This window comes from Neorhizobium sp. SHOUNA12A (assembly GCF_023006505.1).
Taxonomy (GTDB): Bacteria; Pseudomonadota; Alphaproteobacteria; order Rhizobiales; family Rhizobiaceae; genus Neorhizobium.
Map to the genome: position 1 here is coordinate 17,875 of NZ_JALBGV010000013.1, position 17,731 is coordinate 35,605.

20 protein-coding genes are annotated in these 17,731 nt (G+C 61.4%); 15 read left to right on the top strand and 5 right to left on the bottom strand.

Features of this window, described 5'->3' with window-relative positions:
- Positions 1-17: 17 nt before the first annotated feature.
- Positions 18-1,640, top strand: coding sequence for an ABC-F family ATP-binding cassette domain-containing protein (locus MOV63_RS08540; RefSeq protein ID WP_247033293.1), 1,623 nt, complete (start codon positions 18-20; stop codon positions 1,638-1,640).
- Positions 1,641-1,978: 338 nt separating this feature from the next.
- Positions 1,979-2,869, top strand: coding sequence for a cell wall hydrolase (locus MOV63_RS08545; protein ID WP_247033295.1), 891 nt, complete (start codon positions 1,979-1,981; stop codon positions 2,867-2,869).
- Between the two features lie 10 nt (positions 2,870-2,879).
- On the opposite strand, the gene MOV63_RS08550 is transcribed toward MOV63_RS08545, so the two are convergent.
- From MOV63_RS08550 to MOV63_RS08560, 3 genes are all read right to left on the bottom strand, one after another.
- A complete protein-coding gene (locus tag MOV63_RS08550) occupies positions 2,880-3,509 on the bottom strand; it encodes a glutathione S-transferase family protein (RefSeq protein WP_247033296.1) in 630 nt (209 codons plus the stop codon).
- A 68-nt stretch (positions 3,510-3,577) separates the two neighbouring features.
- Positions 3,578-4,039 carry a GNAT family N-acetyltransferase gene (locus tag MOV63_RS08555; RefSeq protein WP_038542420.1) on the bottom strand — a complete coding sequence of 154 codons (462 nt, stop codon included), beginning with the start codon at positions 4,037-4,039 and terminating at the stop codon, positions 3,578-3,580.
- Between the two features lie 72 nt (positions 4,040-4,111).
- Entirely contained in the window at positions 4,112-5,326 is a 1,215-nt protein-coding gene (locus MOV63_RS08560; RefSeq protein ID WP_038542422.1) for an NADP-dependent isocitrate dehydrogenase, read from the bottom strand.
- 227 nt (positions 5,327-5,553) lie between these two features.
- Between MOV63_RS08560 and MOV63_RS08565 the strand changes: the two genes are divergently transcribed.
- The 12 genes from MOV63_RS08565 (at position 5,554) to MOV63_RS08615 (ending at position 14,846) form a co-directional block, all read left to right on the top strand.
- Complete coding sequence (locus MOV63_RS08565) at positions 5,554-6,084, top strand: hypothetical protein (protein ID WP_247033297.1); 531 nt, start codon at positions 5,554-5,556, stop codon at positions 6,082-6,084.
- Between the two features lie 2 nt (positions 6,085-6,086).
- A complete protein-coding gene (locus MOV63_RS32575) occupies positions 6,087-6,218 on the top strand; it encodes a hypothetical protein (protein WP_258719148.1) in 132 nt (43 codons plus the stop codon).
- Complete coding sequence (locus tag MOV63_RS08570; RefSeq protein ID WP_247033298.1) at positions 6,218-8,209, top strand: FUSC family protein; 1,992 nt, start codon at positions 6,218-6,220, stop codon at positions 8,207-8,209. The genes MOV63_RS32575 and MOV63_RS08570 overlap by 1 nt, the downstream gene beginning before the upstream one ends.
- Before the next feature lie 60 nt (positions 8,210-8,269).
- The gene (locus MOV63_RS08575) at positions 8,270-9,121 is read left to right on the top strand and encodes an RNA methyltransferase (protein WP_247033299.1); all 852 of its coding nucleotides are present in this window, start codon (positions 8,270-8,272) and stop codon (positions 9,119-9,121) included.
- Entirely contained in the window at positions 9,105-9,902 is a 798-nt protein-coding gene (gene murI / locus MOV63_RS08580) for a glutamate racemase (RefSeq protein WP_247033300.1), read from the top strand. Before MOV63_RS08575 ends, murI begins: the two co-directional genes overlap by 17 nt.
- Positions 9,903-10,286: 384 nt before the next feature.
- Positions 10,287-10,523, top strand: a complete 237-nt coding sequence (locus tag MOV63_RS08585; protein WP_247033301.1) for a DUF1127 domain-containing protein — start codon at positions 10,287-10,289, stop codon at positions 10,521-10,523.
- 57 nt (positions 10,524-10,580) lie between these two features.
- Positions 10,581-11,051 (top strand): GNAT family N-acetyltransferase, encoded by a 471-nt coding sequence (locus MOV63_RS08590; protein ID WP_247033303.1) that lies wholly within the window; start codon positions 10,581-10,583, stop codon positions 11,049-11,051.
- A 63-nt stretch (positions 11,052-11,114) separates the two neighbouring features.
- Positions 11,115-11,753: a LysE family translocator gene (locus MOV63_RS08595; protein WP_247033304.1), complete on the top strand. Its 639-nt coding sequence runs from the start codon at positions 11,115-11,117 to the stop codon at positions 11,751-11,753.
- A 23-nt stretch (positions 11,754-11,776) separates the two neighbouring features.
- A complete protein-coding gene (locus tag MOV63_RS08600; RefSeq protein WP_247033305.1) occupies positions 11,777-12,148 on the top strand; it encodes a GFA family protein in 372 nt (123 codons plus the stop codon).
- A 10-nt stretch (positions 12,149-12,158) separates the two neighbouring features.
- Positions 12,159-12,791 (top strand): LysE family translocator, encoded by a 633-nt coding sequence (locus MOV63_RS08605; protein ID WP_247033306.1) that lies wholly within the window; start codon positions 12,159-12,161, stop codon positions 12,789-12,791.
- A 12-nt stretch (positions 12,792-12,803) separates the two neighbouring features.
- Entirely contained in the window at positions 12,804-13,211 is a 408-nt protein-coding gene (locus MOV63_RS08610) for a VOC family protein (protein WP_247033307.1), read from the top strand.
- A 120-nt stretch (positions 13,212-13,331) separates the two neighbouring features.
- Positions 13,332-14,846 (top strand): ATP-binding protein, encoded by a 1,515-nt coding sequence (locus MOV63_RS08615; RefSeq protein ID WP_247033308.1) that lies wholly within the window; start codon positions 13,332-13,334, stop codon positions 14,844-14,846.
- Between the two features lie 4 nt (positions 14,847-14,850).
- On the opposite strand, the gene MOV63_RS08620 is transcribed toward MOV63_RS08615, so the two are convergent.
- Entirely contained in the window at positions 14,851-15,096 is a 246-nt protein-coding gene (locus MOV63_RS08620; protein ID WP_038542449.1) for a DUF982 domain-containing protein, read from the bottom strand.
- A 298-nt stretch (positions 15,097-15,394) separates the two neighbouring features.
- Between MOV63_RS08620 and rpsD the strand changes: the two genes are divergently transcribed.
- Positions 15,395-16,012, top strand: coding sequence for a 30S ribosomal protein S4 (gene rpsD, locus MOV63_RS08625; protein WP_038542451.1), 618 nt, complete (start codon positions 15,395-15,397; stop codon positions 16,010-16,012).
- Positions 16,013-16,112: 100 nt separating this feature from the next.
- Here rpsD and sthA read toward each other — a convergent pair whose 3' ends face one another.
- Positions 16,113-17,600 (bottom strand): Si-specific NAD(P)(+) transhydrogenase, encoded by a 1,488-nt coding sequence (gene sthA, locus MOV63_RS08630; protein ID WP_038542454.1) that lies wholly within the window; start codon positions 17,598-17,600, stop codon positions 16,113-16,115.
- Between the last annotated feature and the right edge of the window lie 131 nt (positions 17,601-17,731).

A 17,731-nucleotide genomic window follows, 5' to 3' on the forward strand; every position in this document is an offset into this window, starting at 1 on the left:
TTCGAGCCCGCCCGCCCATGATCCGCATTGAAAATATCAGCAAATCGAACAGCCATCGCATCCTCTTCATCGAGGCGGCCGCGGCGCTGAACCGTGGCGAGAAGATTGGCCTCGTCGGGCCGAACGGCGCCGGCAAGACGACGCTCTTCCGGATGATCACCGGTTCGGAGGCGCCGGACGAGGGGCAGGTCAGCGTCGAGAAGAATGTCACGATCGGTTATTTCAACCAGGATGTCGGCGAGATGGCCGATCGTAGCGCCGTCACCGAGGTGATGGACGGCGCCGGTCCGGTGAGTATCGTCGCCGCCGAATTGCACGAACTCGAATCGGCGATGGTCGATCCGGACCGCTTGGACGAGATGGACCAAATCATCGAGCGCTACGGCGAGGTGCAGGCGCGCTACGAGGAACTCGACGGCTACGGCCTCGAAGGTCGCGCCCGCGAAGTGCTTGCCGGCCTGAGCTTCACCCAGGAGATGATGGACGGCGATGTCGGCAAGCTGTCCGGCGGCTGGAAGATGCGCGTGGCGCTCGCCCGCATCCTGCTGATGCGCCCGGACGTCATGCTGCTCGACGAACCGAGCAACCATCTCGACCTCGAAAGCCTGATCTGGCTCGAACAGTTTCTCAAGGGGTACGACGGCGCGCTGCTGATGACCTCGCATGACCGCGAATTCATGAACCGAATCGTCACCAAGATCATCGAGATCGACGGCGGATCGCTCACTACCTATTCCGGCGACTACGGCTTCTACGAGCAGCAGCGGGCCCAGAACGAAAAGCAGCAGCAGGCGCAGTTCGAGCGCCAGCAGGCGATGCTTGCCAAGGAGATCAAGTTCATCGAGCGCTTCAAGGCGCGCGCCAGTCATGCAGCCCAGGTGCAGAGCCGGGTCAAGAAGCTCGACAAGATCGAGCGTGTAGAGCCGCCAAAACGCCGTCAGGCGGTCGCCTTCGAATTCCAGCCGGCGCCTCGTTCCGGTGAAGACGTGGTCAACATCAGGAATGTCGCCAAGCGATACGGTAGCCGCTCGATCTACGAAGGCCTCGACTTCATGGTGAAGCGGCGCGAGCGCTGGTGCATCATGGGCATCAACGGCGCCGGCAAGTCGACGCTGCTGAAGCTGGTGACGGGTTCGACCGAGCCGGACGAAGGCAGCGTCTCGATCGGCGCCAGCGTCAAGATGGGCTATTTCGCCCAGCACGCCATGGATCTCCTCGACGGCGACCTGACCGTCTTCGAATGGCTGGAAGAACAGTTTCCGCGCGCGGGGCAGGGGTCGCTGCGGGCACTTTCCGGCTGCTTCGGCTTTTCAGGCGACGATGTCGAGAAGAAATGCCGGGTGTTGTCCGGCGGAGAGAAGGCGCGCCTGGTGATGGCCGCCATGCTGTTCGACCCGCCGAACTTCCTCGTCCTCGACGAGCCGACCAACCACCTGGACCTCGACACCAAGGAAATGCTGATCAAGGCGCTGTCGGAATACGAAGGCACGATGCTGTTCGTCAGCCACGACCGGCATTTCCTCGCCGAACTGTCGAATCGCGTGCTCGAACTGACGCCCGATGGCATCCACCGTTATGACGGCGGTTATACGGAATATGTGGAACGCACCGGTTACGAGGCGCCGGGGCTGCGGAGCTAGGGAAGCCGATAGAGGCGGAGCGGCGTCGGCCCCTATCGCTTCTGGCTTTGGATTCCAGCTCCGGATGCTTTTGGTTCCAGAACTGCTCTACGCCGAATCTCCGTGAACGGAAGGGTGGGAAGTCAACTTTCCATTAGGAAGACCGTCGTAAGACGTCGTTCCGGCACGTCTGGCAGGGCCTCGGTTCGAAGGGGCTTGCCGCTAGGCCGGCCTGCAACCGGAACGATTTTCCTCCCAGTTTTGATTGTCTCTTATGGCGTTTGATCTGAATCAATTTTTGAGGTATCCCTTTTCGCGCCGTAGCGATTTCTGGAATTATACCGCAGGGGGGATATTCAATGACGGCGAGCGATAAGGCCCTTCTCCGGCCGGCAGTAGGCCTGGTTGGAATGATGCTTCTATCGGCATGCACGTCGGCGCAGACGACGTCATCCATCTCACCCGCGAGCACGACCGTGAAGCCTGCACCGGTCTCCAGGAAACAGGTCTATCACTACACGCCGGCCGATCGTGACTGCATGAAGCGGGCAATGTATTTCGAGTCGCAGCGGTCGAGCCGTGAAGGGTTGATGGCGGTCGGCACCGTGATCATGAACAGGCTGACTTCGGATGCCTATCCGCCCAGCATTTGCGGCATCGTTGCTCAGGAAAAGCAGTTTGCGCCGGGTGTCCTGACGCGACCGATCAACGACGAAACGGTTCCGGAACTCGATGCGGCGGTCGATGCGATCATTCGCGGCGAGCGGAACCCGGAAGTCAGGGACGCCATGTTCTTTCACACGGCCGGCTTACGCTTCCCCTATCAGAACATGCATTATGTGACGGTTGCCGGCGGCAACGCCTTCTACGAGAAGCGCGACAGGGACGGGGAGCTGCAGACGCCGCCGCCGAAACCAGCAGACGAATACGTGCTCGCACTCGTGCAGAGCAATCCCGACCCGTTCAGCCTGATCCAGGCTAAGGAATTCGACGTTGCGTCCATTCCGTCGACCGGCGCGGATCCGATGGTAGCGACGAACGTCCCGGTTCCGATCGAGCGGCCGGATCCCTTGGCTGTCCGTTCGGCCAGCATCCAGCCGACTGGCACGCAATCCGTAAAGCCTCCTGTCGGGCCGGTGATCCTTGCCAGCTCCATGAGCAATGAATGGATGCTGCGTTTCGACGCCGGCAACGCAAAGCCGATACCCACTCCGTCGCCCAAGCGATCGCCGGGCGGTATCGACCGCTGATCCCTGAAGTCTATCCCGCGTTCTGCAGCTCGGCAGCCGCGGCGTTGTCCTTGTCGTTGGCCTGCTGATAAGCCTCGCGTAGCGCAAGCCGTCCGAAATACTGTTCGAATGCTGCGCGTTTTTCGATCGTGCCGAACCGCAGTCCATAGCCGAGCTGCGAGCCGACATAGACATCCGCGGCGCTGAACGTGTCACCGGCGATATAGGCGTTCGCCCGAATGGCCGCTTCCAGCGTATCCATGACATCCTGATAGGTGCCGTAACCGACCATCCGCTCGCGTTCCTTCGGCACCTCGAAGCCGAGCACGTGGTTGCTGACGGCTGCTTCCAGTGGACCGGCCGCAAAGAACATCCAGCGGTAATAGTCGGCTCGCTTGGCGGGGGCGGGCGCAAGACCCGCCTGCGGAAAGACATCCGCCAGATAGGCGCAGATCGCCGCGCATTCGGTGACGACAGTCTTGCCGTGCGCGATGCTCGGCACCTTGCCCATCGGGTTGACGCTTCTGTAGGCGTCGCCCTTCATCGTCGTGCCGAAATGCAGGATTTCGGTACGATAGGGGATGCCGACTTCCTCCAGCATCCAGCGGGCAATCCGGCCGCGTGACATCGGATTTGTGTAGAGCACAAGTTCATCTGACATGTGGTCCTCCGGGCAGTGACGTCTATGTTTTGGTGCAGCTTGCTTATCAATCAAGGTGCCAGGGCGAATTAGAGCGCCTTCCGGTACTGGATGAAGCCGGAGTTTTGGGCGATGCGGTCGTAGAGCCGCCGCGCGGCTGCATTGCTCTCCTGAGTCAGCCAGTAGAGCCGCCCGGCTCCGTTTGCCCGCGCGAGATCTGCCACCGCTTCAATCAGGGCTGCGCCGGTTCCGCGGCCGCGCAGGGTATTCTTGACATAGAGGTCCTGCAGATAACACGTCGATTCAGGCAGCCAGCAGGATCGGTGGAAGATGACATGCGCGATGGCGATCATCTTGCCGGTCTCGTCGAATGCGCCGAGAGCATGCATCGGCTCGGCGGGATCGTGAAGCCGGCTCCAGGTGAGATCGTACATCTCTTTCGGCAACACGGTCTCGTAGAAGCGCAGATAGGCTTCCCAGAGCGGTTCCCAGGCGGTGCGGTCGGCTGGCTCGAGCGGACGGATGATCGCAGGTGTCGTCGTGGCGGTCATGGCAAACTTCCTCACAAAAGAAAACGGCGGAGATTGCTCCCCGCCGTCGAATGATTAGCCGATTTTTCGGACTTAGGCAGCCATGGCCACCTTGAGATTTTCGTCCACCTTGTCGAGGAAGGCGGTGGTCGAGAGCCACGGCTGATCCGGACCGATGAGCAGCGCCAGGTCCTTGGTCATGTAGCCGGCTTCGACGGTGTCGACGCAGACGGTTTCGAGCGTGGCGGCGAACTTTGCAAGGGCAGCATTGTCGTCGAGCTTGGCGCGATGTGCGAGGCCACGGGTCCAGGCGAAGATCGAGGCGATCGAGTTCGTCGAGGTCTCCTGTCCCTTCTGGTGCTGGCGGTAATGACGGGTGACGGTGCCGTGGGCAGCTTCCGCTTCGACGGTGCGGCCATCGGGCGAAAGCAGAACCGAGGTCATCAGGCCGAGCGAGCCGAAGCCCTGGGCAACGATGTCGGACTGGACGTCGCCGTCATAGTTCTTGCAGGCCCAGACGTAGCCGCCGGACCATTTCAGCGCCGCTGCGACCATGTCGTCGATCAGGCGGTGTTCGTAGGTGATCTTCAGCGCGTCGAACTGTTCCTTGAATTCAGCGTTGAAGACTTCCTCGAAGATATCCTTGAAGCGGCCGTCATAGGCCTTGAGGATGGTGTTCTTGGTCGACAGATAGACCGGCCACTTGCGCATCAGGCCGTAGTTCAGCGAAGCGCGGGCGAAATCGCGGATCGATTCGTCGAGGTTGTACATCGCCATGGCCACGCCGGCGCCCGGAGCCTTGAACACTTCCTTCTCGATCACCTGGCCGTCTTCGCCGACGAACTTGATCGACAGCGTGCCCTTGCCCGGGAACTTGAAGTCGGTTGCCTTGTATTGGTCGCCGAAAGCGTGACGGCCGACGACGATCGGCTTGGTCCAGCCCGGAACCAGGCGCGGCACGTTCTTGCAGATGATCGGCTCGCGGAAGATGACTCCGCCCAAGATGTTGCGGATCGTGCCATTCGGGCTCTTCCACATTTCCTTGAGATTGAATTCCTTGACGCGGGCTTCGTCCGGCGTAATCGTCGCGCACTTGATGCCGACGCCGTGCTTCTTGATGGCGTTGGCGGCGTCGATGGTCACCTGGTCGTTGGTGGCGTCGCGGTTCTCGACCGAGAGGTCGTAATATTCGATGTCGAGATCGAGATAGGGAAGGACCAGCTTGTCCTTGATGAGCTGCCAGATGATGCGGGTCATCTCGTCGCCGTCGAGATCGACGACCGGGTTGGCTACCTTGATCTTTTGCATGGAATTCCTCTTGGACATAGAAGGGACCTCAAGGTCCCGACGGGTGGACACCAGTGGGTGCGCTATAACATCGCCGGGCCGGAACGCAAAGGCATTGAGGCCATCATATGCGGCTTTTCGCGCGAGAAATCGCGGTGCGTCCGGACCTGTGGACGATTGCCCTTGCCAAACCACAAAGCCTGATTAATGTCCGGCCAAATCGCTCTCCAACAGCCGGATTTGATGTTATGCGGACCTTGCCGCTTGCCCTTGCCTTTTCATTCATCTCGACCTTCGCTTCGGCGGCTGATGTTACCGATCCGGTGAAAGAGGTGATGAAGATCACCGAGGACAACTGGAACACCGTCGACAGCGAATGGAAATACATCTTCGATGCGGATCCGTTGTCGCGCCTGTTCAGCAAGAAGTTCCAGAGCGCCTATGCGGAAGCCGCCAAACACCCGGCCTATGACACGGAGAACAACCAGCCGGGCGATCCCTTCGGCTACGATGTGGTCACCTCGTCGCAGGACGGCTGTCCGTTGAAGGAAATCAAGACCACCTCGGCACCGGGCGCCAACGGCATAACCGACGTTACCGTGACCTTCAAGATGTGGACCTGCGTCGATGAGGCCGCGGTGAAGGACAGTGTCAACGAACTGCATTTCGACGTCATCCAGGAAGCCGGCAAGCCTGTCATCGACGACATCCACCGCGTCGCCGACGGCGAGCGGGATTCGGTGATCGAAGAGATGCATTCGATCGCCAAGGGCGAGTAACCGTGCCGGTAGTCTGGCAGCCCGCCGATCTGTCGATCGTGGCCCTCAGCCCCATGCACGGTATCGCCAAACTTTATCAACGCGATATATTCGCCGGCCAGGAGCGGGTGCCGGCACCCGCCTGGGGTGGTTGATGACGGTTGCCGCAAAGATCCGAGACTGGCTGCTCGCCAACGACCCGGCGCTGTCGCGCCTGCGCATGGCAGGACGGGTGACGCTGACCGTGATTGGCGCGGTGGCCTGCCTAGCGCTCATTCACATGGCTGGTCTGGCGCTGCCGATGATCGCCTACGGGCTTGCGATCATCCTCTCGATCGAAGGAGGCGTCGCTGTCCGCGACCGGCTGCCGTCGGACCAGTTGAAGACGCGGCTGATCGGCGGCGCCGTCAGCTTGCTCTGTGTCGGGCTCGCCGCGGCACTGGAAGACTATCGCTACATCTCCGATCCGATGTTCCTGGTGGTCATCGCCGGCGCTACGGTCGGGCGTGTCTACGGGCCGCGCGGATTTGCAGTCGGCATGTTCGCGTTTACGTCCTATTTCATGGGCGCCTATCTCAAGCCGAACCTTTCCGATCTTCCTTTGGGGGCCATCGGTCCGGTGATCGCGGTCGTCATCGGCCATCTGGTCCGCACCTATCTCCTGCCGGACGATTGGCGGCGCGACCTTCTTCGGTCGCTAGTGGCGATCCAGGGCAGGGTGGGCGATATCCTGATGAAGCTCGCGGTTCTGTCGAGCGGCGGGATCATCTCGGATGGGGATCGGCGCGAATTGCGGCAGCTCGAGGAGCGGTTGAAGGACGTCGTGCTGATGGCCGAGGGGTTCCTTCCCCGCACGGCCGACGGCACGATCGATCCGGAAGACGAACCGCTCACGTCTCTCACGATGAAGATCTTCGACGTGCATCTCGCTGCGGAAAGTGTGATCGTGCTCTCCTTCGAGGCGCTGCCGCCCTTCCTGCTCGTTCACGCCCTGATCGAGGACGACGGGGATATGGCCGAGAAGATCGCAGCCAGCCCGGCGGTCGCCGGCGACGACCGGGTGGCGGAGAACGCCCGCGCCCTGATCTGGCTGCAGACGGCGAGGGTGGCTTTGACGGAAGCCATCGAGGAGGGGCGGCGGGACCGTTTCCGGGCCATCGACGACGCAGTTGCCGCGCCGGCCCGGGCAAAGATCGATTTCTCACTCAAGAACCCGGTGATGCGATCCGCGGTGCAGATCACGATTGCGTCGAGCCTGGCGATGACCTTTGGCCTGATGTTGTCGCGCGACCGCTGGTTCTGGGCTGTGCTGACCGCCTTCCTGATCTTCACAAACACCAAGTCGCGCGGTGACGCGGCGATCAGAGCCCTTCAGCGTTCGATCGGCACGCTGCTCGGCATCGCGGCCGGGCTCGTCTTGGCAACGCTGATCGGCGGTTATCCGCTGGTATCCGCACCGATCGCAGTGCTCTGCATCTTCCTCGGCTTCTATTGCTTGCAGATCTCCTATGCGGCGATGACCTTCTTCATCTCGATCTTGCTCTGCCTGATCTATGGCATGACCGGCGTGCTGACCCTCGACCTCCTGCAGCTCAGGATCGAGGAAACGCTGATCGGCGCTCTAGCGGGAACGATCGTCGCCTTCCTCGTTTTCCCGGCTTCAACACGCTCGACCCTCGATCTCGCGTTGGGGCGCTGGTTCGATGGCCTTCGCGAGCTTCTTTCCGCAGTCAGGGAGGGCCGAAGTGGTTTTGAGATCATCGCGCTCTCTCACAAGCTCGATGCCTCATATCGCGAGGTCACGCTCGCCGCGCGTCCGCTTGGCACCACCTGGTCGGTCGTCAGTCGTCCGGGCCAGGTTCGCCAGACGCTCGGCATCTTCCTTGGTGCCACCTATTGGGCGCGGATCTTCGCCCGCAACGCGGTCCAGGCGGGACACAAGCCGGAAGGCCCTGTGCTGACGGCACTTGAGGATACGTTGGGCAATATCGACGCGCTCTCCGCGCGTGGATCGGAATGTTTCGTGGTGAAGCGTAAGCTGAGCCGCGGCGGCAGCCGCCACCTGCCGATCTTCAAGCACGGCAGTCGCGTTGGCGTCGAAATGATCGGCACCATGCTGGGCAGGCTTTATCCCGCAGCCGCATAAGGCTTGCCGATTGCCCCGGTCACCGGTATTCCGGCCTTGGATTTGGATACGGAAACAGACATGTCAGGCACCAACAGCGAGCGCGAACTCATAGCCGAAGGACCGGCGGTCATCCTGGTCGAGCCGCAGCTCGGCGAGAATATCGGCATGGTGGCGCGCGCCATGGCCAATTTCGGCCTCGCGGAACTACGCCTCGTCAAACCGCGCGACGGTTGGCCGAGCGAAAAGGCTCGCTCCGCCGCCTCCAAGGCCGACCACGTCATCGACGGTACCAAGGTGTTCGAAACGCTGGAAGAAGCGATTGCCGATCTCAATTTCGTTTATGCGACGACGGCGCGCGAGCGTTATGGCTTTAAGCCGGTGCGCTCGCCTGTGACTGCGGCCGAGACCCTGCGCACCAAATTCAAGGCAGGCGAGAAGACCGGCATTCTGTTCGGCCGCGAACGCTGGGGCCTCACCAATGAGGAGGTGGCGCTCGCCGACGAGATCGTCACCTTTCCGGTCAATCCCGCTTTCGCCTCGCTCAACATCGCTCAGGCCGTGCTGCTGATGTCCTATGAATGGATGAAATCGGGCATGGAAGATCTTACCGAGACGGTCTTCCTGCCGATCGAGCAGCGCCCTTCCACCAAGGAACAGGTCATTGGCCTGTTCGAGCACCTGGAAGAGGCGTTGGACGCCCGCAATTATTTCCATCCGCCCGCGAAAAAGCCAAGAATGATCGACAACCTCCGGGCCGTCATCTCGCGGCGGGGTTTTACGGAACAGGAGATCAGCGTGTTCCGGGGCGTCATCAACTCGCTCGACCGTTTTCCCCGCGGATGGTCGAAAAAGGACGGGCCGAAGCCTGAAAAGGCGGATCTGCCCAAAGGGGTATCTGGGGAGAAGACGGGGAATGACGCAGACGAATGAATCGAAACCGGTGCTGATGTTCGATTCGGGCATCGGCGGGCTGACGGTGCTGCGCGAGGCGCGCGTGCTGATCCCGGAACGCGGCTTCATCTATGTCGCCGACGACGCCGGTTTTCCCTACGGCGACTGGGAGGAGCCGGCCCTGCGCGAGAGGGTGATCGCGCTCTTTGCAAAACTCCTCGATGAATACGATCCCGAAGTCTGCGTCATCTCCTGCAATACCGCTTTCACGCTGGTCGGCGCCGAGCTGCGCGAGACTTTTCCGAAGATGACCTTCGTCGGCACCGTGCCGGCGGTCAAGCCGGCGGCCGAACGCACCCGGTCAGGCCTCGTCTCGGTTCTCGCGACGCCGGGCACCGTCAAGCGCGCCTATACCCGCGACCTTATCCAATCCTTCGCCACCCAGTGTCACGTGCGTCTTGTCGGCTCGCAGAACCTCGCCCGCATGGCGGAAGCGTATATTCGGGGCGAGACGATTTCCGACGAGGCGGTGCTGGCCGAGATTGCGCCCTGCTTCGTCGAGAAGGACGGTCGGAAAACCGATATCGTCGTGCTCGCCTGCACCCACTACCCCTTCATGGCCAATGTATTCCGCAGGCTTGCCCCCTGGCCGGTCGACTGGCTCGACCCGGCCGAGGCGATCGCCAGGCAGGCACGCCGAAAAGTGCCGCTGGTCGAGGGCGCAGAACATCCGGATAATTACGACTTCGCCGTCTTCACCTCCGGCAATCCCGACTTCGCCACCCGCCGTCTGATGCAGGGTTTTGGGCTGAGGGCCTGAGCGCCAACGAGCAATGTGGCTTATTTGCCACGGTTTTTCCGTGATGACTGCAATTCGCGATTGTGCGCTTGCTCATCGGACGATCTCGTGTATTATTTATCCATTCCGCAAATCGAACACAGGAGGCGTGAAATGAAGTCCATTACCATGTATATGCGCCTTTCTGGCGGAACGGCTATTGTGGCCTCGGTGTCTCGCACATCGATGCCGGCCGGCATGTGTTTCCAGGCTGTATAAGGCTGGATTTCCGCCGCTTTTGGCACTTTTCCCATTGATCTGACGTGACCGGCTGACGACGCGATTTACCGTGTTTCCTCGTCCGCATCCGCACGTCTTTCTTCATCTCAGAGGACCTGGTCGCAACATGCGCCGGGACGGAAAATCATGCGTGAATCACAATTTATGGTTGCTGATACCCTTTCGGCTGCGGTTCATGAACTCTGCCGCGAGCATGGCGTCTGGAAGACTGCTGGCGCACTGCTCCTAGCAGCCTGGAGGCGTCGTCAAGAACGGAACCAGATCTCTGATCTTTCCAACCGGATGCGCCGCGATGTCGGTTTCCCCGAACTCGAGGACGACCGCCGAAATGTCCGGTTCACCCTTTGGGACATCCGGCTGTGAAAGGACTGAGATGGGTCCCCGGCGGGACTTCCGCCGGGGCCTCTCGTGGAGGATTCTATGGCTGGAGCTGAAAGAATGACGGTCGTCTTCCGCAAGCTTTGCCGTGACGATATGGCGGCCGCTGCGAGCGTTCACCGTATCTCCTTCAAGGAGCGGCTGCCCTGGCTGGCTCAGCTTCACACGCCTGAGGAAGATCGCGGATACTGGAGAGGGCATCTCTTCGCGACCTGCGACATCTGGGGCGCCGAAAGGGACGGCACCTTGCTCGGCGTTATCGCTTTTCGCAAGGATTGGGTCGACCAGCTCTATATCCTGCCGGGCGTGCAGGGGCAGGGGATCGGTTCCCGGCTGCTGGACATCGCAATGGGAGCCCATCCGCAGCTTTTTCTCTGGACCTTCCAGCGCAATGCCGCAGCCCGCCGTTTCTACGGAGCGCGCGGCTTTGTAGAGATCAGGCAGACCGATGGCGCGGCCAACGAAGAAAAGGAGCCGGACGTGCTCTATCGCTGGCGCATGACGACTGAATAAACACCACTTGCAAACTGAAAAAATCGGTGGCTTGCTCCCTCTATTCCATGGAGGAGCATTCGCATGTCGCTTGAACACTGGCTCGCTTTCGTCGCCGCTTCGTCGGTTCTCCTGGCCATTCCGGGACCGACGATCCTGCTCGTCATTTCTTACGCGCTGAGCCATGGCCGCAAGGTGGCATCGGCGACCGTCGCGGGTACGGCGCTGGGTGATTTCACGGCGATGACCGCTTCCATGCTTGGGCTCGGCGCACTGCTTGCGACCTCTGCTGCGCTCTTCACCGTGCTGAAATGGGTGGGTGCCGCTTACCTCATCTATCTCGGCATCAAGCTCTGGCGCGCGCCGGTTTCCGAACGGGCCGCCGATCTCAGCGAGGCCGAAGTGACGTCGGTAAAGCCGTTCAAGATTTTCCTGCACACCTATGTGGTCACCGCGCTGAACCCGAAGAGCATTGTCTTCTTCGTGGCCTTCCTGCCGCAGTTCCTAGACCTCAGCCAGCCCCTGTTCTTCCAGATGGTGGTCTTCGAAGTGACCTTCCTGGTGCTCGCAACCCTGAATGCCACGCTCTACGGCCTGCTGGCCTCGATGGCCCGCAACACGATCCGCAAGCCGAAGGTCCAGCGGATCGTCAACCGCACCGGCGGCTCTTTGATGATCGGCGCCGGCCTGCTGTCGGTCGGCTTCAAGCGCGCAGCCGTCTGAGCGTCGTCAAGGAGGAACAGCTGATGATTACCGGGCGTTGCCACTGCGGCGAGACCGTTTTCGAGATCAAGGGTGAACTGCCGCAGGCACTCACCCGTTGCACCTGCACTTACTGCTCCAGACGCGGCGCGCTGCATGCCTATTACGACCCGAAGCAGGTGAAGGTCACTGCCGATACGGCCAATGACAAAGTCTACCGGTGGAACACCAAAATGGTGGCACATCATTTCTGCGGCACGTGCGGCTGCACCACCTATAGCGACAGCCCGGATTTCCAGCCGGACGGCACCTGGGACGGCAAGACCCGGCGTATCGCTGTGAACGCCCGGCTGTTCGACGATTTCGACGCGGAAGACTGGCCGCACACGGTCATCGACGGCCGGCACCTCTGGTAGGAGAAAAGCGATGAGTAACGTTTCCCTGCTCGCCTTTGCGATCGTCGCGTTCATTGGCATCGCCACACCCGGGCCGACCGTTCTCCTGGCGCTCACCAACGGCTCGCGTTTTGGTCTGCGCCGTGCGCTGCCTGGCATGGCCGGTGCGATGATCTCCGATTTCGTGCTGATCGGCGCAGTGGCTCTCGGCCTCGGCGCTCTGCTGGCAGCCTCAGAATTCTGGTTCTCGGTCGTCAAATGGCTGGGTGCCGGTTATCTCGCGTTTCTCGGCCTGATGCTTCTGCGCTCGAAAGGCTCGCTTAACGTAACGGCAGGCGATGCCGCGGCCGGTTCGGGTTCCGCAACGTCAATCTTCCTGAAGAGCTTCCTCGTCGCGGTTACCAATCCCAAGGGATACCTGTTCTTCTCGGCTTTCCTGCCGCAGTTCATCGTGCCGGATGCGCCGCAGTTTCCGCAATATGCGATCCTGGCGCTCGTCTTTGCGTTGATCGATTTCGCGGTTATGTTCGCCTATGCGCTGCTCGGCTCGCGGGCGGTGCATCTGTTGAAGAAGAAAGGCGCGCTCTGGCTTGACCGGCTCTGCGGCGGCGCGCTTCTGGCGCTCGCGGGGTCTCTGGCGCTCTATCGAAGGGCCGCTTCGTAAAGGAAGAACCCGATGTCTGGTCCAGTGAAATCCGTCCGGCCCTTCCTGATGTTCCAGGGCGGCACCTGCGAGGAGGCGATCACCTTCTATACGTCAGTGCTGCCGGCAGGCAGGATCAACGACATCAGGCGTTACGGCCCGGGCGAGGCGGGGCCGGAAGGCAGCGTGTTTCGCGCCACCTTCGAGGTCGCGGGCCAGCAGGTGGTCTGCATCGACAGCCCGGTAAAGCATGTCTTCGATTTCACGCCGTCCTTTTCCTTTTTTGTGGAATGCGGGGCCAAAGAGGAGCTCACGCGGCTGGCCGAAGCTCTGAGCGAGGGCGGGATGTTCCTGATGCCCACCGACAATTACGGGTTCAGCCGGAAATTCTGCTGGCTTCAGGATCGTTTCGGCATCTCCTGGCAGCTCAATTTCGAGTAGTTCCTAAAGGCCTGTGCATTTTCGATCTTGCCCGGCGAAACGAATCCCGATCTCTGTTAGAGTTCCGGAGTCGCGGCTTCCAACGGTCACCGCGAAGAGACAGTTTACGGGGTAAGTGCATTGCAGGTCGGCATCGATATGGGAATTGTGTCCGGGGGCGATCCGGCCAAGCTCGATATCGAGGAGCTTCTGGCGACCCGTCTGCTCGTGCAGGGAAATTCCGGCTCCGGCAAGTCACATCTCCTGCGTCGCCTTCTGGAACAGTCCGCGCCCTGGGTGCAGCAGGTGGTGATCGATCCGGAAGGCGATTTCGTCACTTTATCTGAAAAATTCGGCCATGTGGTGGTCGATGGCGAGCGCAGCGAGGCCGAGCTTGCCGGCATCGCCAACCGTATCCGCAAGAATCGCGTCTCCTGCGTCCTGACGCTCGAGGGCCTCGATCTTGAAGAGCAGATGCGCGCCGCCGCCGCCTTCCTCAACGGCATGTTCGATGCCGATCGCGAATACTGGTATCCGGTTCTGGTCGTGGTCGACGAAGCGCAGATGTTTGCGCCGTCGGTCGGCGGCGATGTGTCGGAAGACGCTAGAAAGCTTTCACTCGGCGCCATGACCAACCTGATGTGCCGTGGCCGAAAACGCGGCCTTGCCGGCGTCATCGCCACCCAGCGGCTGGCAAAGCTCGCCAAGAACGTCGCGGCCGAAGCCTCGAACTTCCTGATGGGCCGCACCTTCCTCGATATCGACATGGCCCGCGCCGCCGATCTACTCGGCATGGATCGCCGCCAGGCGGAAATGTTCCGTGATCTGAAGCGTGGCAATTTCGTCGCCCTCGGCCCGGCCCTGTCGCGCCGGCCGTTGCCGATCGTCATCGGCACGGTCGAGACCTCGGCGCGCTCTTCGAGCCCCAAGCTGATGCCGCTGCCGGATGCGCCGCAGGACGTCGAGGACCTGATCTTCACGCCGGATCCGGAAGAATTCACCCGGCCGATGGTCCGCCGTGCCCCGCCTGCGCCGCGGCCGACAACGGATATCCTGGCCGAACTGTCGCGCTCGACACCATCAGCGGTGGCGCCGCCGCAGGAGCCGCGTGTCGCCCAGCCGGAATTGTCCGCCGAAGAGCGCGAAGAACGGTTGTCCGCCGTCCTGTCCGAAATTCTCGACGATCCGCAATCCGCCTACCGGACGGATTCCGTCCTATATCAGGATTTTCTGGTACGTGCCCGGATGCGGCGCCTGCAGGGTCCGCCGCTCTCGCTCGGTGAATTCCGCCGCCGCACGGCAATCACCCGTTCCGGCGTCGACGTGGAAACCGCTTCCGGCGAGGCCTGGGGGACAGCGCTGTCGCTGTCATCCGGCGTTTCGGATGACCTGCAGGGCGTTTTCCTGCTGATGGCGAAGGCGGCGATATCAGGGGAGCCGTGTCCCTCGGACGCGCGGATCGCCCGCGCCTACGGCACCCATTCGGCGCGTCGCGCCCGCCGCCTGCTCGGTTATTTCGAGGAACAGGGCCTGATCGTCGTGCATGCGGACTTTTCGGGCAAGCGCATCGTTGCCTTCCCGGATCTGCAGGCGGAGACCGCGCCCGGCAGTGCCGATGCGCCGGATGAGGGCGAGGCGAGGGCCGCTGCCGAATAGGTGGTCAGTGGATGTGAAAATGCGCTTCCACCGCTGCGGCGATAAAGGCGCGCCGGGCTTCCGAGGGCCTCGACTTTCCCTTCAGTGCTTCGTCGCAAACCTGTTCCGCCAGATGATGCTGACTGCCGTGATAGTCCGGCCAGAAGCGGTCGAGGACTGTTTTTGCCTCGCGTACCGTCTTGACGGTGCGGACCATGCCGGTTTCGGGATTCTCGATCCTGATCGGGCTGTTCCAGAGTTTCGATTTCATGACACGACACCTCCTTTCCTTAAGATGGTACGAACCCCCTGTTCCGTCAAAAAAGCCTGCGGACAGCCTTGCCGAAAGGTTAAGAGACCGGTGCAGTTGACATTCCTGTGACATCCGCCTAAACACCGCGCCAACGCCGGGCCGAAAGACCCGGTGTTTCACTGACATGTCCCGTGGTTTTCTCCGAACGCTTTCGTGAGAGACCTGTCAGAGCTCTTAAATCAGGGCTCAGAGGAGGGCGTGTTTCCTTGATCCGGCTTGGCAGCAAGTCGGTGTAACCGTTTGATAAGGAAATACGATGAGCAAGCGCGAATCGTCCAAATACAAGATCGACCGCCGTATGGGCGAAAACATCTGGGGTCGTCCGAAGTCCCCGGTGAACCGCCGCGAATACGGCCCGGGCCAGCACGGCCAGCGCCGCAAGGGCAAGCTTTCCGACTTCGGCGTGCAGCTGCGCGCCAAGCAGAAGCTCAAGGGCTATTACGGCGACCTGCGCGAAAAGCAGTTCCGCTCGATCTATGACGAAGCCAACCGCCGCAAGGGCGACACTTCGGAAAACCTGATCGGTCTGCTCGAATCGCGCCTCGACGCGATCGTCTACCGCGCCAAGTTCGTTCCGACGGTCTTTGCTGCCCGCCAGTTCGTCAACCATGGCCACGTCACCGTCAACGGCGTTCGCGTCAACATCGGTTCCTACCGTTGCAAGGCCGGCGACGTCATCGAAGTCCGCCAGAAGTCGAAGCAGATGGTTACGGTTCTCGAAGCCGTTTCGCTCGCTGAACGCGACGTTCCGGACTATATCGAAGCCGACCACAACAAGATGGTTGCCACCTTCGCCCGCGTTCCGGGCCTGAGCGACGTTCCTTACGCCGTTATCATGGAACCGCAGCTGGTCGTCGAATTCTACTCGCGTTGATGAATTGCCCTTCGGGGCGGTTCCGCGACACCAAAGAAAAAGCCGCCTTTCGGGGCGGCTTTTTTTCGTTTGATCGGACGGCTTGGCGAGAATTACCGCCTCACTTGGAGGCGGATTTTTTCTTCTCGCTGGCAGGTTCCGTGGTGGTCGCGGTCGTGTCCGTGGACTGGGAGGTTGCGACCGGTGCTTCCTTCGGGCCTTCGCCCATGCGGTTCCAGGCGTCGAGGCCGGCGATCTTGTAGGCTTCGGCGAGCGTCGGGTAGTTGAACGTGTTCTCGACGAAATATTCGACGGTGCCCTTGAGGTTCAGGACTGCCTGGCCGATGTGGACGAGTTCAGTCGCCCCTTCGCCGACGATGTGGACGCCGAGCAGGCGGCGGGTCTTCAGCGAGAAGATCAGCTTCAGGAGGCCGGTATCGAGGCCCATGATATGGCCGCGCGAGGTCTCGCGGAAGCGGGCGATGCCGCATTCGTAGGGAATGCCGCGCTCCTTCATTTCCTCTTCGGTGAGGCCGCAGGTGGAGATTTCCGGCACGGCATAGATGCCGTAGGGGAAATATTTCTGCGGTTCCTTGGCAATCGCGCCGACGGCGACGCGCGCCGCGACGCGGCCTTGTTCCATCGAGGTCGAGGCGAGGCTCGGAAAGCCGACGACATCGCCGGCGGCATAGATGTTGGGAACGGAGGTCTCGAAGGTCTCGGGATTGACCTTGAGGCGGCCGCGGCTGTCGGCCTCGAGGCCGGCCGCGGCGAGGTTCAGCGTGTCGGTGGCGCCCATGCGGCCGGCGGCGAACAGCACCATGTCGGTAATGATCTGGCGGCCGCTGTCCACGTGCACCATAACCTTGCCGTCCGGCAGCCGTTCCACCTTGTCCGCCTTCTGGCCGAGCAGCAGCTTCATGTTGCGGTCGCGCAACTGGTAGGTGAAGTCTTCGACGATTTCCTTGTCGATGAAGTCGAGCATCGTCGACTTGGGGTCGATGACGGTGACCGCCGTGTCCAGCGCGCTGAAGATGGTCGCATATTCTATGCCGATGACGCCGGCGCCGATGACCACCATAGACCGGGGAAGCTGCTCGATTTCGAGCAGTTCGTCGCTGTCGAGAACCGTCTTGCCGTCGAAGGGCATGTAGTCGGGGCGGAAAGGCTTGGTGCCGACCGCAAGCAGGATCGACTTGCCCATGACGTGCATGACGTCGCCGTCGTCCTTGGCGATTGCCATCGTGTCGGGCGTGACGAAAGTCGCCTTGCCACGGATGCTCTGGACGCGGTTTCGGGCGAACTGATGTTCCAGCACCTCGACCTCGTGGTCGAGTGTGATCAGCAGGCGACGACGCAGGTCCTCCGCACTGATCTCCTGCTTGACCCGATAGGCCTTGCCGTAGAAACCGCGCTCGCGCCAGCCGGACAGGTTGAGCGCCGTTTCGCGCAGCGTCTTCGACGGGATCGTGCCCGTATGGACCGATACGCCTCCGACCCTCTTGCCCTGTTCGACGACCAGAACCTTCTTGTCGAGCTTGGCTGCCTGGATGGCCGCGCGGCGACCGGCCGGTCCGCTGCCGACGACGATGAGGTCGTATTGGTTCATGGGATGCTCCGCTCCGAATCTGACGGCTGCCGCAATGCGGCAGCACTCACGAATCCCTTTGTAGCCGCCTATTCTAAAGTTTTGATTGCGGCCCGTCCAAGCCTTGATTTCAATCTGTATGCATCAATTTT

Coding starts and splice junctions, on each gene's coding strand:
- MOV63_RS08560 (WP_038542422.1), bottom strand. CDS start 5,326: ATGCAAAAGATCAAGGTAGCCAACCCGGTCGTCGATCTCGACGGCGAC.
- MOV63_RS08540 (WP_247033293.1), top strand. CDS start 18: ATGATCCGCATTGAAAATATCAGCAAATCGAACAGCCATCGCATCCTC.
- MOV63_RS08550 (WP_247033296.1), bottom strand. CDS start 3,509: ATGTCAGATGAACTTGTGCTCTACACAAATCCGATGTCACGCGGCCGG.
- MOV63_RS08595 (WP_247033304.1), top strand. CDS start 11,115: ATGTCGCTTGAACACTGGCTCGCTTTCGTCGCCGCTTCGTCGGTTCTC.
- MOV63_RS08565 (WP_247033297.1), top strand. CDS start 5,554: ATGCGGACCTTGCCGCTTGCCCTTGCCTTTTCATTCATCTCGACCTTC.
- MOV63_RS08555 (WP_038542420.1), bottom strand. CDS start 4,039: ATGACCGCCACGACGACACCTGCGATCATCCGTCCGCTCGAGCCAGCC.
- MOV63_RS08575 (WP_247033299.1), top strand. CDS start 8,270: ATGTCAGGCACCAACAGCGAGCGCGAACTCATAGCCGAAGGACCGGCG.
- MOV63_RS08570 (WP_247033298.1), top strand. CDS start 6,218: ATGACGGTTGCCGCAAAGATCCGAGACTGGCTGCTCGCCAACGACCCG.
- murI (WP_247033300.1), top strand. CDS start 9,105: ATGACGCAGACGAATGAATCGAAACCGGTGCTGATGTTCGATTCGGGC.
- MOV63_RS08600 (WP_247033305.1), top strand. CDS start 11,777: ATGATTACCGGGCGTTGCCACTGCGGCGAGACCGTTTTCGAGATCAAG.
- MOV63_RS08605 (WP_247033306.1), top strand. CDS start 12,159: ATGAGTAACGTTTCCCTGCTCGCCTTTGCGATCGTCGCGTTCATTGGC.
- MOV63_RS08590 (WP_247033303.1), top strand. CDS start 10,581: ATGGCTGGAGCTGAAAGAATGACGGTCGTCTTCCGCAAGCTTTGCCGT.
- MOV63_RS08585 (WP_247033301.1), top strand. CDS start 10,287: ATGCGTGAATCACAATTTATGGTTGCTGATACCCTTTCGGCTGCGGTT.
- sthA (WP_038542454.1), bottom strand. CDS start 17,600: ATGAACCAATACGACCTCATCGTCGTCGGCAGCGGACCGGCCGGTCGC.
- MOV63_RS08620 (WP_038542449.1), bottom strand. CDS start 15,096: ATGAAATCGAAACTCTGGAACAGCCCGATCAGGATCGAGAATCCCGAA.
- MOV63_RS08610 (WP_247033307.1), top strand. CDS start 12,804: ATGTCTGGTCCAGTGAAATCCGTCCGGCCCTTCCTGATGTTCCAGGGC.
- MOV63_RS08545 (WP_247033295.1), top strand. CDS start 1,979: ATGACGGCGAGCGATAAGGCCCTTCTCCGGCCGGCAGTAGGCCTGGTT.
- rpsD (WP_038542451.1), top strand. CDS start 15,395: ATGAGCAAGCGCGAATCGTCCAAATACAAGATCGACCGCCGTATGGGC.